Annotated in this window: 9 protein-coding genes; 4 read left to right on the top strand and 5 right to left on the bottom strand. The window is 73.2% G+C overall.

The features are described from left to right. Positions 1–73 precede the first annotated feature (73 nt). Positions 74–850: a type I methionyl aminopeptidase gene (gene map / locus J0911_RS11895; RefSeq protein ID WP_207275653.1), complete on the bottom strand. Its 777-nt coding sequence runs from the start codon at positions 848–850 to the stop codon at positions 74–76. Between the two features lie 311 nt (positions 851–1,161). On the opposite strand from map, the gene J0911_RS11890 reads away from it, so the two are divergent. The 3 genes from J0911_RS11890 (at position 1,162) to J0911_RS11880 (ending at position 4,618) form a co-directional block, all read left to right on the top strand. Further along, positions 1,162–2,550 carry an ABC transporter substrate-binding protein gene (locus J0911_RS11890; RefSeq protein ID WP_207275652.1) on the top strand — a complete coding sequence of 463 codons (1,389 nt, stop codon included), beginning with the start codon at positions 1,162–1,164 and terminating at the stop codon, positions 2,548–2,550. Between the two features lie 161 nt (positions 2,551–2,711). Continuing rightward, positions 2,712–3,698 carry a carbohydrate ABC transporter permease gene (locus J0911_RS11885; protein ID WP_242636620.1) on the top strand — a complete coding sequence of 329 codons (987 nt, stop codon included), beginning with the start codon at positions 2,712–2,714 and terminating at the stop codon, positions 3,696–3,698. Beyond that, complete coding sequence (locus J0911_RS11880; protein WP_207275651.1) at positions 3,695–4,618, top strand: carbohydrate ABC transporter permease; 924 nt, start codon at positions 3,695–3,697, stop codon at positions 4,616–4,618. The genes J0911_RS11885 and J0911_RS11880 overlap by 4 nt, the downstream gene beginning before the upstream one ends. Positions 4,619–4,791: 173 nt before the next feature. Here J0911_RS11880 and J0911_RS11875 read toward each other — a convergent pair whose 3' ends face one another. Together J0911_RS11875 and J0911_RS11870 are read right to left on the bottom strand one after the other, a co-directional pair. Next, a complete protein-coding gene (locus J0911_RS11875; protein WP_207275650.1) occupies positions 4,792–5,358 on the bottom strand; it encodes a methylated-DNA--[protein]-cysteine S-methyltransferase in 567 nt (188 codons plus the stop codon). Positions 5,359–5,423: 65 nt separating this feature from the next. After that, positions 5,424–7,124, bottom strand: coding sequence for an AlkA N-terminal domain-containing protein (locus J0911_RS11870; RefSeq protein ID WP_207275649.1), 1,701 nt, complete (start codon positions 7,122–7,124; stop codon positions 5,424–5,426). A gap of 204 nt (positions 7,125–7,328) precedes the next feature. Between J0911_RS11870 and J0911_RS11865 the strand changes: the two genes are divergently transcribed. Continuing rightward, a complete protein-coding gene (locus tag J0911_RS11865) occupies positions 7,329–12,995 on the top strand; it encodes an SCO7613 C-terminal domain-containing membrane protein (protein WP_207275648.1) in 5,667 nt (1,888 codons plus the stop codon). Positions 12,996–13,014: 19 nt separating this feature from the next. On the opposite strand, the gene J0911_RS11860 is transcribed toward J0911_RS11865, so the two are convergent. Then, a complete protein-coding gene (locus tag J0911_RS11860; protein WP_207275647.1) occupies positions 13,015–13,950 on the bottom strand; it encodes an alpha/beta hydrolase in 936 nt (311 codons plus the stop codon). A gap of 93 nt (positions 13,951–14,043) precedes the next feature. Next, complete coding sequence (locus tag J0911_RS11855; RefSeq protein ID WP_207275646.1) at positions 14,044–14,919, bottom strand: LppM family (lipo)protein; 876 nt, start codon at positions 14,917–14,919, stop codon at positions 14,044–14,046. Positions 14,920–14,992: the final 73 nt, after the last annotated feature.

Genomic DNA, 14,992 nt, shown 5'->3' with positions numbered 1-14,992 from the left:
GTACGCGGCTCCTCGGGTTCCGCTTCGGGCGCGTACCTCGTCCCTCGGCACGCACCCTCCGCTGCACCCTTCGTCACCGCGCGGTGAGCACGACCGGGCCGTTGTTCGTGATCGCGATCGTGTGCTCGCTGTGGGCTCCGCGGGAGCCGTCCTTGGAGCGGAGGGTCCAGCCGTCCGGGTCCGTGTAGATCTCGTCGGTGGTCTCCAGGAACCACGGTTCCACCGCGATGACGAGCCCCGGCTTCAACGGGAAGCCGCGCCCGGCGCGTCCGTCGTTCGGCACGTGCGGGTCCCCGTGCATCGTGCGACCCACGCCGTGCCCGCCGAAGTCGGTGTTGATCGAGTACCCGGCGTCGTGCCCCACCTTGGCGATGGCCGCGGAGATGTCGCCGACCTTGTTGCCGACCGTGGCGGCGGCGATACCGGCCTCCAGGGCGACCTCGGTGGTGCGGATGAGCTTCGCGTCCGCCTCGGCGCGGCCGGGAGCCGGGTTGCCCACCACGAACGAGAGCGCCGAGTCCGACACCCAGCCGTCGACGGCCACGGCGAAGTCGATCGACAGCAGATCGCCGTCGCGCAGTGCGTAGTCGTGCGGCAGGCCGTGCAGCACGGCGTCGTTCACGGACGTGCAGATCACCTTGCCGAACGGCATCGCTCCGAACGACGGGTGGTAGTCGATGTAGCAGGACTCCGCTCCACGGTCGCGAATCATCTTGTGGGCGATCTCGTCGAGCTCGAGCAGGTTCACGCCCGGCTTCGCAGCGGCCTTGACCGTGGTGAGCACCTCGGCCACGAAACGCCCGGCGGGTCGCATCTCCTCGATCTCGCGGGGGGTCCTCAGCTCGATCATGTCCGTCCTTCTGTGGCCGCTGGTGGTGGTTGGCGGGCGCACCGCCACGGCACGTGACGGCGCGAGGACAAGCCTACGTCGCCGGGCGTCCCGGAGACACCGAGCCCTCACCGGGGTCCGCGCCTATGCTCGACGTGAAGGGCTTTCAGGAGATCCCGAACCGATCGCAACGGTTTCGTAATCTTGCAACAACGTTGAAATGGTTGCGTCCAGCCGCGAACCGGGGTTCCGTTGGTCTCGGGTCTCCCTGGTCATGGGCCAGGGTGTACCTGCACGTCAGAATCGTTTACCACATGGCAGTGGAGGAACCGATGAGGATCCAGAAGTTCGGCGGCCGGCGCCGGGGCCTCGCCCTGGCAGCAGGCGTCGCAAGCACCGCGCTCGTGCTCGGCGCCTGTGCCGACACAGAGGACGGATCCGGAGGCGACGGCGGAGACGTCGAGGCGTTCGAGATCGACTGCTCCGCCTACGAGGAGTTCGGCGACCTCGAGGGCACGACCGTCTCGGTCTACACCACGATCGTCGAGCCCGAGGCGGAGACGCAGCAGGCGTCGTACGAACCGTTCGAGGAGTGCACGGGCGTCGAGGTCGAGTACGAGGCGTCGCGCGAGATGGAGGCACAGCTCCCCGTCCGCGTCCAGGCCGGCAACCCGCCGGACATCGCGATCCTTCCCCAGCCGGGTCTGCTCAACACGCTCGTCACCGAGTACGACGCCGTCCTGCCGGCACCCGAGTCGGTCGAGGCCAACGTCGACGAGTTCTGGGAGCCCGTGTGGAAGGAGTACGGGACGGTCGACGGCACGTTCTACGCCGCTCCGCTCGGCTCCAACGTCAAGTCGTTCGTCTGGTACTCCCCCAGCATGTTCGCCGACGCGGGCTACGAGGTCCCGGAGACCTGGGACGACCTGCTCACCCTCACGGAGACCATCGCCGGCGAGACCGAAGGCGCCGCCAAGCCGTGGTGCGCGGGCATCGAGTCGGGTGACGCGACCGGCTGGCCGGCCACGGACTGGATCGAGGACATGGTGCTCCGCAGCGCCGGCCCGGACGTCTACGACCAGTGGGTCAACCACGAGATCCCGTTCGACGACCCGGCGATCGTCGAGTCGTTCGACATGGCGGGCGAGATCCTCAAGAACCCCGACTACGTGAACGGCGGCCTCGGCGGCGTCGACTCGATCGCCACCGCCTCGTGGACCGACGCGGGCTACCCCATCCTCGAGGGCAACTGCTGGATGCACCGCGCCGCGAACTTCTACGCGACGCAGTGGCCGGAGGGCACCGAGGTGGGTCCCGAGGGCGATGTCTACGCGTTCTACCTGCCGGCCGAGACGACCGACGAGAAGCCGGTACTGGTGGCCGGTGAGTTCATCGCCGCGTTCACCGACCGTCCCGAGGTGGAGGCCTTCCAGACGTACCTGTCGAGCTCCGACTGGGCCAACGCCAAGGCCGTGGCCACGCCCGCGGGCGGCTGGGTCAGCGCGAACCTCGGGCTCGACCCGGAGAACCTCGCCACCGACTTCGACCAGCTGACGGTCGAGACGCTCCAGGACCCGGCGACGGTGTCCCGCTTCGACGGGTCCGACCTGATGCCGGCCGCCGTGGGCACCGACTCGTTCTGGTCGGGCATGACCGAGTGGTTCGCGAGCGACCGGTCGACCGAGCGGGTCACCAGCGACATCGAGCAGTCCTGGCCGTAGGACTGATCACACCCGAGGTGGTGCGGGCGGTGGCAGCGCCCGCACCCCTCCCAGCTCCGGCCCGGCGATGACGCTCCCTCACGTGCGTCACCGCCGGGCCGTCTCAGCAGATCAGGGTCCTCGACGACGCGGACCGCACCCCTCAAGTCAGGAGAACTCCCTTGGACTGGCTACTGCATGCCGGCGACGACCCGGTGCACAAGCTCCTTCTCATGCTGATCGCGATCGGGCTCTTCGTGGCACTGATGGCGATCATTCTCTTCGTCGTCGACCGGCCGCGGAACCCGGCGCGCTGGTTCGTCGGTTTCGGCTTCACCGGCGTCGCACTGCTGTTGCTGCTGGCGGGGCTGGTGTACCCGGCGGTACTCACGATCTGGACGTCTTTCCTGCGCCGCAACTCCGGTGACTTCATCGGTCTCGACAACTACGCGCGGGCCTTCACGGAGCCCCAGTTCCTCGTCGTGCTGGGCAACACCGCCCTGTGGGTCCTCGTGGCGCCGTTCGTCGCCACCTTCCTCGGCCTCGTCTACGCCTACGTCGTGGACCGGAGCCGGTTCGAGAAGCTCGCCAAGGGTCTGGTCTTCCTGCCGATGGCGATCTCGATGGTCGGCGCGTCGATCATCTGGAAGTTCGTCTACGAGTTCAAGCCGCAGGGTGTGGAGCAGACCGGTCTGCTCAACCAGTTCCTCGTGTGGCTCGGCGGTGAGCCGCAGCAGTGGCTGCTGAGCAGGCCGCTGAACACGTTCCTCATCATGGTCGTCTTCGTCTGGATCCAGACCGGCTTCGCGATGACGCTGCTCTCGGCGTCGATCAAGGCGATCCCGACCGACATCACGGAGGCCGCGCGGCTCGACGGCGTGAGCGGGTTCGGCATGTTCTGGCGCATCACGATCCCGAGCATCCGCCCGGCGCTCGTCGTCGTCCTCACCACCATCGCCATGACCACGCTCAAGACCTTCGACATCGTGCGGACGATGACGGCCGGGCAGTTCGGCACGTCGATCGTGGCCCTGGAGTTCTACGACCAGGGATTCCGGCAGCAGGACGCCGGCATGGCAGCGGCCCTGGCGGTCCTGCTGTTCGTCATCGTCGTCCCGGTGGTCGTGTACAACGTGCGGCAGCAGCGCAAGGTGGAGGAGATCCGATGACCACGACAACGCCGCAGGTGCCGACCGTCCGGCCGCCGGCCTCGGGCATCGGCTCGCGCGCGCGCAAGGCGCGCAAGGCACTCACCAGCCCGTGGGCGAGCACTCTCGCGATCGTCATCGCGGTCCTCTGGACCGTGCCGACCGTGGGCCTGCTCGTCACCTCGTTCCGTCCGGAGCTCGATATCCGCACGAGCGGATGGTGGACGGTCTTCGGGGACGCGTTCGCGGGCGAGGGCGTCTTCTCGCTGCGGAACTACGAGACGGCGCTGTACGGCAGCTCGACCAACATGATCGAGTTCTTCGTGAACTCGTTCGTGGTCACGCTGCCCGCCGTGTTCATCCCGATCACGATCGCGCTCCTCGCCGCCTACGGGTTCGCGTGGATCGACTTCAAGGGACGCGACATCCTGTTCATCGCGGTGTTCGCGCTGCAGGTCGTGCCGATCCAGATCACCCTGGTGCCGCTGCTGTCGGCATACGTGGACCTCGGCATCAACGGGACCTTCTGGACCATCTGGCTGTCGCACTCGATCTTCGCCCTGCCGCTGGCGATCTTCCTGCTGCACAACTTCATGAAGGACGTCCCGAGATCGCTCGTCGAGGCGGCACGCGTCGACGGCGCCGGGCACGTGAAGATCTTCTTCCAGGTGATGATGCCGCTGCTCACGCCGGCGATCGCGGCGTTCGCCATCTTCCAGTTCCTGTGGGTGTGGAACGACCTGCTGGTCGCCCTGGTCATGGGTGATCTGCGGACCTTCCCGCTCACGGTGCGCATCGCGGAGCTGGCGGGATCTCGCGGTGGCGACTGGCATGTGCTGTCGGCCGGTGCCTTCATCTCCATGGTGGTGCCGGTGATCGTGTTCCTCGCGCTGCAGCGCTACTTCGTGCGCGGCATGCTCGCGGGAGCCGTCAAGGGCTGACCTGTCCCGAGGCGCCGGACCCCGTCACCACGACGTCGCCGCAGCGCGACTCCGCCGCAGCTCGTCGTGGCCGGGGATCCGGCGTCCCGGAACACGATCCGGACGCCTCGGCGGGACCCGTCCGTTCGTGGACGCGGGCGGCGTCCCGCTCGGCCTGCCCCGCCGGCCCGCGTTCACGACTCCCGGGCCAGGAGGCTCTCCTTGATGGCGAGGCCGTAGCGAAAGCCGCCCAGGGTGCCGTCGGTCCGCAGCACACGGTGGCACGGCACGAAGAGCGCCGCCGCGTTCATCGCGCAGGCGCCGGCGGCGGCGCGCACCGCCGCCGGCCGTCCGGTCCGTGCCGCGTACTGCGTGTAGGTGAGGCGTTCGCCGGGTGCGACGTCCCGCAGCACGTCCCAGGCGTGCGTGCGGTACTCGCCGCTCACCTGCCGTACCGGCACCCGTCCCGGGGCGCGGTGGTCGCCGTCGTAGTAGGCCACGACGGCCTCGGCGGCGGCGGCCAGGACGCTCGGGCCCGACGGGGGACGGGCGTCACCGGGGAGCGTGGTGACGGCCGGGGAGACGGCCTCCGTTGGCGGTGCGGAGCGCGGCGCCGGCCGTCCGGAGCCGGGGAGCAGGTCGCGGTGGATCAGGGGAAGCAGGTCGGCGGCTTGCTCCGTCCAGCCCGAGGCGAGCAGCGCGTCGTCGGACGTGACGATGGTGAAGGGGCCGTCAGGGGTGGCGAGGGTGGTGGTGTGCACGAGGAGTCCTTCGGTCTCGGTGCCGGGCAGGGCCGTCGGCAACGGTGGGCGGTGCGGGCAACGGGTCAGGTGTTCCGCCGCGGAGGTGGTGACGCGTGGCGCCACAGATGCATCGCGGCGTAGGAGCGCCACGGGGCCCAGGCCGCGCCGCGCTCGGCCAGTTCTCGGAACTGCCGGGGTCGTGGTGCCTCGCCGTCGAGCAGCCCCAGCGTGCGCGCACCCGCGAGCAGGGCGACGTCGCCGTCCATGAGGACGTCCGGGTCGCCCAGCACGCGCAGCGTGACGTAGCCGGCCGTCCACGGGCCGATCCCCGGACGTGTCACGAGGCGGCGCCGCAGCTCCGAGGGATCGTCGCCGAGGCTCACCGTGAGGCCACCGGCGGTGAGGTCGCGTGTCGTCGCCTCGATGGTGGCGATGCTGCGGGCGGGGAGCCGGAGATGGTCGCGTGCCCCGGCGGCCACGTCCTCCGGGGCGGGGAACAGCCGTGAGAGCCCGGCGATACTCGACGAGTACGGCGGCCCGGCGGCGACGGCGAGGCGGGACAGGTGCGTGCGCGCGGCCGCGACGCTGATCTGCTGGCCGACGATCGCGCGCACCAGGAGTTCCGCGGCATCCACGGCGCCAGGTACCCGGATGCCGGGGACGGCGGCGACGCACGCCGCGAGGCCGGGGTCGGCGGCCAGGGCGCGGTCCACGGCGACAGGGTCGGCGTCCAGGTCCAGGAGCCGCCGGATGCGAGCCACGGCGACGGGGACGTCGGCGAGGTGTGTCACCTCGACGGTGACGCCGACAACGTCGGCGCGGTGCCCGGACGCGGCACGCGACCGGTCCGGCTCCTGGCAGCGCACCTCGAAGGCGCCCGGTCCGTGGGGAAGCGTCAGGGTCCGGGCATACCGGAGGCACGGTCCGGCGAGGTCCGCGGACTCCACGCCGTCGACAGCCCGGGCGGCGAGGAACTCGAGGACCCCACGTGCGTCGAACGGCAGCCTCACGGGCAGGCTCAGGCGGAGCAGCTGGCGCTCGGCCGCCTGGCCCCCGGTGCGGTCCCCGACCGGGGGCCGGGACCCGGGCGGGCGATTCCCGGCCGTCGGTGTGGCCGCGCGCGCCCCGGCATGCGCTCGCCGCCGCGCTGGTTCGCCGGAGCCGCCGTCCCCTCGCCGCTTGGTGCGCGCGCGGATCTCCGACGGTGTGGCGGCGAAGATCTCCACGATCGTGTCGTTGAACTGACGGATCGAGCCGAAACCGGCCGCGAACGCGACGTCTGCCAGTTTCAGCTCCGTCCCGGCCAGCAGTGCGCGCGCGGTCTGGGCCCGTTGCGCACGCGCCAGTGCCAGCGGGCCGGCGCCCAGTTCGCCGACGAGCAGCCGGTTGATCTGCCGCACCGAGTAGCCGAGGCGGACCGCCAGACCGTCGACGCCCTCGCGGTCCACGACGCCGTCGGCGATCAGCCGCATCGCCCGTCCTGCCAGGTCCTGGCGCAGGTTCCACTCCGGCGTGCCGGGCGTCGCCTCCGGGAGGCAGCGTTTGCAGGCACGGTAGCCGGCATCGTGCGCGGCGGCGCTGGTCAGATAGAACGTCACGTTCGTCGCCCGTGGCGTGCGTGCCGGGCACGACGGTCGGCAGTAGATCCCGGTGGTGCGCACCGCGGTGAAGAACTGCCCGTCGAACCGGGCGTCACGTGCCGCGATCGCGCGGTACCGCTCGGCGAAGAGCGGCCCGCCGGGCGGGTCGGGGGCGGCCGGTGAGCCGGGCACGACGTCGGTCATGCGACCCATCGTGCGCCGTCCTCGGGAGGGCGCGCTAGCGGGAATCGGACGTGGCGGTGGCCCGCCGTCGCACACCGGTCCCGGGGGTTCCGGATGCGGATTCTTGTGACGTGGCGAACCGGCTCCTGGGGAGACCCTGGGAAGATTCCGGGCGGAGCACGACAAATTCCCCGATGTTCAATGGTGCTCCGCCACGCTGGCCGCATGACCGAGACCTGGGGTCCGTGGCACGACATCGCACGGTGGCTCGGGGACACCCGGCGGTGTCCCGACTGCGGCACGGGCCTCGACCGGCCCGTGTGCCGCACATGCGGCCTCGACCTGAGCGTCGAGCGCGCACACGACGTGCGGCGGCTGTCGTTCGAGGCCGCGGACGCCCTGCGGCGTCGCGCCCAGGTGCTTGCCGAGATGCGTCGCGCCCAGGCGGCGGCACGCATCGAGCATGGCCCACCCGGCCCTCGCTTCCCTGCCGCCGACCCCCGCGTTCCCGCCGTCCCGCCCGTCGCCGCGACGGCAACGCGCGGGCTCCGAGACGCCGCGCCCGTCCCGGCGCCGCCGTCCGCCGCGCGCCGGGTCGCGGACTCCCCGACCTCCACCGGACCGGAGCGCTCTCGACCCGTCCGGCGCCGCGACATCTCCCTGCAGCCGATCCTCGCGGGCGCGGGGGCGACCCTGCTCGCCGTCGCCGCCGTCGTGTTCGTCTTCTTCACCTTCGGGGACGACCTGGCGCTGCGCGCCGTGGTCACGGGCATCGTGACCGTGGCCGCCGCCACGGTCGCGGGCCTCCTGCGTCGCGGCGGGCTCCGGACGACGAGCGAGGCGGTCGCCGCCCTCGCCGCGGTCCTGTGCTGGGTCGACGCCGAGCTGGCGATGCAGGCCGGACTCCTCGGAGGGCTTCACCCGGCGCTGGCACGTGCGGTCGTCCTGGCGGTCCTGGCCCCCGTCCTCGTCGCCGTCGGCCACCGCCTGCGCGTGCGGACCTGGATGTCGGCGGGCCTGGCCGCAGCGTTGGCCGTGCCGCCGTCGGCCGCCGCCGGCCTGCCGGACCCGGTGTGGTCGTCCTGGTGGTGGGTCGCGGCATGGGCGCTCGTCGCGCTCGTGGCGTGGACGGCGATGCGAACCCTCGAGCTGCTCGCCCCACGTCTCGGCGACGGCGTCTCGTTCACCGCCGAGTCACGGGCGCTGCGTGCCGTGCGAGCGGCCGGCCTGCCGGCTGCCTTCCTGACCTCCGTCACCGCGTCGGCCGGGCCCGCCGAGACCTCCCTCGCGTCCGGATGGGGCGCGACGGCGGTCCTGTGGTCCGCCGTTCTCGTGGTGGCCCTGGTGGGCGGGCTCGTGCTACGGGTCCGCTCCTGGGTGACCGTCGGCGTGCTCGGAACGCCCCTGCTGCCGCCGCTGGTCACGGCCGCGATTCCCGTGTCCGACTGGACCGCGTGGTGGTGGACGTGCACGGGGGTCGTGGTCGCCCTCACCGCCTTCGTGGTCGTGCGCGGGCTGCCCGTGGCGGCCCGGCGCCTCGGCGACCGGCTCGGGAGGCCGCTGACCCTGGAGGCGCGGACGCTGCGGCTGCTCCGCGGACTGGGCTTTCCGCTCGCACTCCTGGCGTCGTGCCTCGCGGGCGACGCCCCGCCGCTCGACGGCTGGTGGTCGACGGCGGTGCTGTGGTCCGCCGTCGTGGTCGCCGGGCTCGGTGGTGGTTACGCGCTCCGCGTCCGGTCATGGGTGTCCACGGCCCTGCTGGCGGCCCCGGCACTACCGTTCCTCGCCGCGGGAGGCATGCCGCCGGGCGCGTGGTCGGCCTGGTGGTGGGCGAGCGCCGGTGTGATGGCGGCGTTCGTCGCGCTCGCGGCGGTCCGCTCGTTGCCTGCGGTCTCGCGGCGCCTCGGTGACCGGCCGCAGAACCTGTTCACGTGGGAGCCGGACGTGCTCCTGGTGGTCAGAGGCGCGGGCTTCCCCGTGGCCCTCGTGGTCTCGTGCTTCGCCGCCGAACTCCCGATGCTCTCGACCGTGGGCGCGACGACGGTGCTCTGGTGCTCGGTGACGGCCGTCGCACTGGTCGCAGGGGTGCTGCTCCGGGTGCGCCCGTGGGTCTCGACCGGTCTGGTCGCGGTCCTGCCCGCGCCGATCCTCGGTGAGCTGGCGTTCCTGGGCGATGTGCCGGGTCTCTCCTGGCGCTGGATCGGTGTGTTCCTTCTGATGGCGCTCCTGGCCTGGGCGGGAGGCCGTGCCGTCGGCCCGGTCGCGGCACGTCTGGGCGCGGGCGATGCCGCCACCACGTTCCGGGCGGAGCTGCTTCTCCTGCGCCTGGTCCGGGGCGCCGCGGTTCCCGCCGCGCTCGTGGCCGCGACGGTGCTGCCCCTGACGGAGGTCTCCGGGCCGTCGTCCGCCGAGGCGTTCGCGGGGAACGTACCGGCGCGCTCGGCGCTGCTCTGGGCCGCCGTTCTCCTGTTCGCCGCCGTCGCCGGCCACGGGCTGCGCGTCCGGGCCTGGCTGTCCGCCACGGTACTCGCCGCGCCGCTTCTGCCCCTGTGGGTCGGATGGGCCGTGTCCACACACCTCGGGAGCAGCTGGCCGGTTCCCCTCGCCTGTCTCGTGGCGGCGGTCATGACGGTGCTGCCCCGCGTCGCCGACGTCGTCTCCGGGCCCCGTCTCGGCGCACGGTTCGCGCGCGAGAGGTCCGTGCTCGATGTCGCCGCCGCGTTCGCCGTGGCAGGCGCCGTGGTCACGTCGTTCGACGTGCCGCAGCCGAACCTGCTGCCCGGCCAGGGCGGTACGGCGGTACTCGTCGCTCTGGCCGCTCTGGCCGTCGCCGTGCTCCGCCACCGCACGCATCACCGGGCGTGGCTGTTCACCGGTGGTGTTCTCGCGGTCGCCTCCGGCGCGCTCCTGGGCTGGGTACCGGGAAACGCGGCCGTCGGTTGGGTGCCCGTCGGCGCGGCCGGTGCGTGGATCATGCTGGCGGTGCTCACCGCGCCCCGCGTGCTGCGGAGCATCCGGCCCGGCTCGGCCGGACCGGTGCTCGCCTCGCGCAGCCGCGGCGACCTGCTCCGCAGCGGCTGGGCAGCCGTGGCGGCCACGGCCGTGCCGGCGGCGATCTTCGTCCTGGGCCGCGTGCTGGACGTGTGGGGAGCCGTGGTGTCGGCCAGCCGGTCCTCCTGGCATCCGCCGGTGACCGTCCTCGGCGGGCCCGTGTTCGACGCCGGGCCTACCGCGGGAGCGTATGCGACCCTTCCCGCCTGGGCAGGTCTTGGCATGGCGGCCGTGGCCCTGACCACGCTCGTCGCGGCGCGGCTCGCACCGGGTGACGGCGTCGCGCCCCCCGAACGGTCATCGGCACCGGTCCTCACGCTGCTCGCGACGGTCGGACTCGTGCTGCATCCCTCGCTCCCCGCCGTGGCGACGCCGGCACTCCTCGCCGTGCTCGGCGCGGTGCTCGTCGCGGCGGTAGCCCGCCGGTCGTCCACGTGGTCCGGACTGCTCCCGGCCGTGGACGCGGTCCGGGCCGCGGGCCGGGCGTCGGCGCGGCCGGCGGAGTACCTGAGCGTGATCGGTGGACGTCCGGTGACCGCCGCCGAGCTGCGTCTCGGCAGCCGCGTCGCGCTCACCGGTGCCGTCGTCGTCATCGTCCTGGTGGGGGCGTTCTCGTGGATCTCACGCCCGACGGCAGCCGTCGGGGCCCTCGCCGTCTCCGGGCTGGTGCTGGCACTGCGGGCCGCCCTGCCGCGGCCCGCCCACCCCTGGCTCGTGGGAGCCGGATACCTGTATCCGCTCGTCGTCCTGGGAGTGGTGCTCGCCTGGCTCGACCTGCCGCTCGTCGCCGCGGTCTGCGCCGTGTCCGCGGCCGCCTCGCTCGTCACGATCGTGGTGACGCTCGGCAGCCGCACCTCCCGGCACGAGTGGTACGCGGTGCTGGGCGTGACCGCGGTGCCGTTCGTGGTGGGTGTCATCACCGTGGTGTTCGAGCGCACGTGGTGGTCGGCCGGCGCCGCGGCCACGATGCTCGCCCTCGAACTCGTGCTGCTGCTCACCACCCGGGTGGGCCTGCCGGCGCTGGTGCGCGCGGGTGCGGCGTTCCTGCTGCTCCCCACGGCGTCCGTCATGATCACCAGCACCGGCGCGATGCTCTTCGAGGTCTCGGGATCCCCCTACGTGCTTCCGACCGCCGCCACGTTCGTCGCGGCGGTCGCCGCCGGCGCCGCCCGGATCGCCGAGCGGATCGGCCTGCGGGTGCCCGAGGCGCACGGCCCCGGTGGCTCCCGGCTCGCCGGGACGGTCCGCGGGATGCTGGAACGCTCGGCGCTGCTCACCGGCTCGATCGTGATCCTTCTCGCCTACCTGCGCCCGGCGGCGGGGCCCGACATCGCGGTGGCCGTCCTGCTCATCCTGGCGGCGGGCGCGGCGCTCGTCGCACGGGAGCCGGGCCGGGAACGGGTCCGGCTGCTCGCCGGGGCGCTGCTCCTCGCGGCCCTGTGGACCGCGCTCGCGTCGAACGGCGTCCGGCTCGTCGAGGCGTACACCTTCGCGCCCGCCGTCGGCGCCGGTGTCACCGGGGTCCTCGCCGCCTGGCGGCTCCGGAGGGACGGCACGGCGTCGGTCTCGCCCATGGCGCCGGCGGTGCGCAACGCCTGGGCGCTCGCCGGGGCGGGCCTCGCCCTGGCCGTCGTGCCCAGCTTCGTCGTCTACCTGACGCGGCCGGACGCCGGGGACTGGCGTGCCTTCGCGCTCCTCGGCGCCGCTCTCGCCGCGCTCGGTGTCGCCCATCTGGCGGGCCGCCGCCCGTGGGCGCGCACCGCGCGGCCCGGACTGGCCGGAGCGGCCGCGTTCGCGAGCCTCGCCGGCGTGCTCGAGTCCTGGCGATGGGCCCCGATGCCAGGGGTGTGGCCGGGCGACCGTGGTGTGCGGGGCTCGTCGCCGGGAGCCGGGCCGGCGTCGTCCACCGGCGATCGGATCGGCGACCCCGTCGCCGGCATCCCTCTTGCGGCCGACCCCACGTTCGCGGTGGGCCTGGCCTGGGCGGCGGTCGCGGTGGCGGTACTGGTGCTGAGCGTGCCGGTGGCGCGACGGGCCGCGGGGCCTCAGCTCCGCGGGCTGCTGCGGCGGCACGGTTTCGTGCCCGCGCTCGTGCTGGGCACCGCATCGGCACTGGCGCACATGGAGCCCGCGTGGGGGGCGGTGGTGACGCTCCTCGTGCTCGAGGTGGTCCTGCTCGCCGCGTTGGTGCTGGGCGTCCGGCGACTCGTCGCGGGAAGGGCGATGGGCGCCGCGCCGTGGCTGGTCTGGGTGTGCGCCGCGCTCCTCGGTATCGCGGCATGGTCGCCGCGTGAACTGCGGGTCGAGGTGTTCTCGGTGCCGCTGGGCGTGGCGCTCGTCCTCGCGGGATGGCTCGCGCTGCGGGACGGCCTACGGCGGGAACGTGCGGTGACGGAGGGGCCGTCAGGCCGGCCGGCCGGGGAGTTCTCCCCGCCGTCCGCCCGGGCGGTGCCGTCGGCGGGGATCGCCGTCTGGCCGGCCGGCTTCACCGGGTCCTGGCGAACGCTCTCCCTCGGCGTGCTGGCGCTCGTGGGTCCGTCGGTGCTGTCCACGGCGACGGACCCGCTGACGGTCCGCGCCTGCGGCGTCGTGTTCGTCGCTCTCATGGCGGTCCTGGCGGGGTCACGGTTGCGCCTGTCGGCGCCGTTCTGGCTGGGCGTCGTGACCCTGGGTGTGGAGGTCGTGGTCGTGTTCGCGAAGCTGGGCGTCGGTGTCTCGCCGCTCCCGTGGATCCTGACGCTGGTCCCGGCTGCGATCGTCCTGCTGATCATCGCCACGCTCGACGAACGCCGGACGGCGGCGTCGGGCGGCACCGCGGCCTACCTCCGCGACCTCCGCTGACCGTCGGCGGGGACGGTCCTCAGAACCGGGTGTCGAGCCAGTCGGTGACCGTCTTGAGGTACTGCTCGCGCGCCGGCGTCGGGGACAGGGCGAGGTCGTGGGCGCCGCCGGGAATGATCTCGATCTGGACGTCGTCGCCGAGCCTCGCCGCGCGGCGCCACATGTGCCGCACGTCGAGCACGGAGTCCGTGGTGGTGTTCTCCTCGGGTGTACGGCCCGCCGTCGTCCTGCCCGACGTCGTGACGAGCACGGGGACGTCCAGGGACAGCCCCCGGGCGAGTCGTGCGTGGGCCCGGCGGACGGAGTTGAGCCACCCCGCCCGGACCGGGAATGCCGCGGCCGGCTTCCATCGCAGGTCGAAGGCCCATTCGCCACCGTGGTCCCGATGCATGGCGGCCGCGTAGTCGCCGCCCAGCGAACTGACCCGTGCCCGCGGCGCGGCCGCACCGATCCCGCGCAGCAGCTGGGTGGTGACGACGCGGTCGAACCACCCGCGGTTCAGGTCGACCCAGGGGGAGTTGAGCGCGAGGCCGACGACGGCGCCGGGCCGCGCGGACGCCCACACCGAGGCGATGAGGCCGCCGGTGGAGTGGCCCAGGATCACGATCCGGTCGTGTCCCTCCGCGTGGACGGCCCGCGTGGCGGTGTCCAGGTCCGCGGCGTGCTCGTGGACCGGGGGAACGTCGGTCGGGTCGTCGCCCGCACGCAACGACCGCCCGTACCCGCGCAGGTCCACGGCGTAGAAGGGGTAGCCGGCGGCGGCCAGGTGCTCGGCCACGTGTGCCTGGAAGAAGTAGTCGACGAACCCGTGCACGTACAGCACCGCGGGCCGGGGCGTGGCCGCTCGGGCGGACGCCACGTGCCGGACGAGCGTCACGGGGCGGGCGTCACCAGGTACGGTCAGCGGCCGCGACGCGAACTCGTCACCGAGGACGTCGGGGGACCAGGTGGTCATCGGGCGGCTCCGGTGCGGCGGGGACGAGAGGTTGCGGCGATTGTAGGCGCGGCCGGCAGCCGCGAGGAGGACCGCGTCGTCAGCCGCGCGTCGTCAGCCGCGCGGCGGAATGCTGGGGGGCCGGTGCGGGTCCACCGGGGCGCCGTGATGCTGCGGCTGACCCGGTGGGACGTAGCCGTGCGGCGGGTAGGGGCCCTGCGAGGGCGCCACCGCCGCGCCCGGGGGATCGGTGTCGTTCCCTTTCCGGACGCGGAGCGCCTGCCACACGACGATCGCGAGGAGCAGCAGGATGACGAGGCCTCCGGCCCCGAGCACGGCGACCAGCCAGTCGGGGACGGCCGGCGTGGTCGTGCCGGCCGGGGCCGTGGTGCTCGTCTCCGGCGCCGGGGACGACACCGCCGGGTCGACGGCGGCGCCGCGGGCGTGGATCTCGTAGGGCTCGCCGAGCGGCGGCTCCCAGTGCACGGAGTCGCCGCTGATCACGCCGTTCGACTCGGTGACGGGCCCGGGGAACGAGATGTCCACCACGAGCTCGACGTCGTCGAGCGAGGCGCGCCCGTCCATGCCCAGGCCCTCGGCGGTGAGGTCGAGCGTCCCCGTCACCACGTATTCGTCGCCCTCACGCACGACGTTCAACGGGAGGTCCGTGGCCGCGTTGATCCGGCGGGTGTTCACCTCGCCGTAGACGTAGCGTTCTCCGGTGTAGCCGTCCGCGGCCCAGTCCTCGACCCGGACGGCGGTGTCGGCGGGGTCGTTGCCCCCGACCATGGTGTCGAGGAAGTCCTCGGCGGACCGTCCCGTGCCGTCCAGCACCCGGTCCTCGACCGCGAGAACGAGGCTGGGCCGGGCGACGTCGTCGGGGGCGAGCTCCAGCTCCAGGCCCATGCGGACGCACCCGGACAGCGCGAGCGCGAGCACGACGGCGGCCGCCGCGGCGAGGCGGCGAGTGGTTCTCGGGCGACGGGTCACGCGGGCCAGTGTGCCGCAGGAGGCCGCGCGGCCCAAGACCGACGCCCCGCGTGCGGGAGAACGGCGGGGGCGC

It is taken from the genome of Myceligenerans salitolerans, from assembly GCF_017349295.1.
GTDB classification, from domain to species: domain Bacteria; phylum Actinomycetota; class Actinomycetes; order Actinomycetales; family Cellulomonadaceae; genus Myceligenerans; species Myceligenerans salitolerans.
The sequence above is the reverse complement of the archived record's forward strand: the minus strand, read 5'-3'. Positions and strand labels throughout refer to the sequence as shown.

What these genes read in the sequence shown, in the direction of transcription:
- map (WP_207275653.1), bottom strand. Translation starts at nt 850, where the DNA reads ATGATCGAGCTGAGGACCCCCCGCGAGATCGAGGAGATGCGACCCGCC.
- J0911_RS11890 (WP_207275652.1), top strand. Translation starts at nt 1,162, where the DNA reads ATGAGGATCCAGAAGTTCGGCGGCCGGCGCCGGGGCCTCGCCCTGGCA.
- J0911_RS11880 (WP_207275651.1), top strand. Translation starts at nt 3,695, where the DNA reads ATGACCACGACAACGCCGCAGGTGCCGACCGTCCGGCCGCCGGCCTCG.
- J0911_RS11870 (WP_207275649.1), bottom strand. Translation starts at nt 7,124, where the DNA reads ATGACCGACGTCGTGCCCGGCTCACCGGCCGCCCCCGACCCGCCCGGC.
- J0911_RS11865 (WP_207275648.1), top strand. Translation starts at nt 7,329, where the DNA reads ATGACCGAGACCTGGGGTCCGTGGCACGACATCGCACGGTGGCTCGGG.
- J0911_RS11860 (WP_207275647.1), bottom strand. Translation starts at nt 13,950, where the DNA reads ATGACCACCTGGTCCCCCGACGTCCTCGGTGACGAGTTCGCGTCGCGG.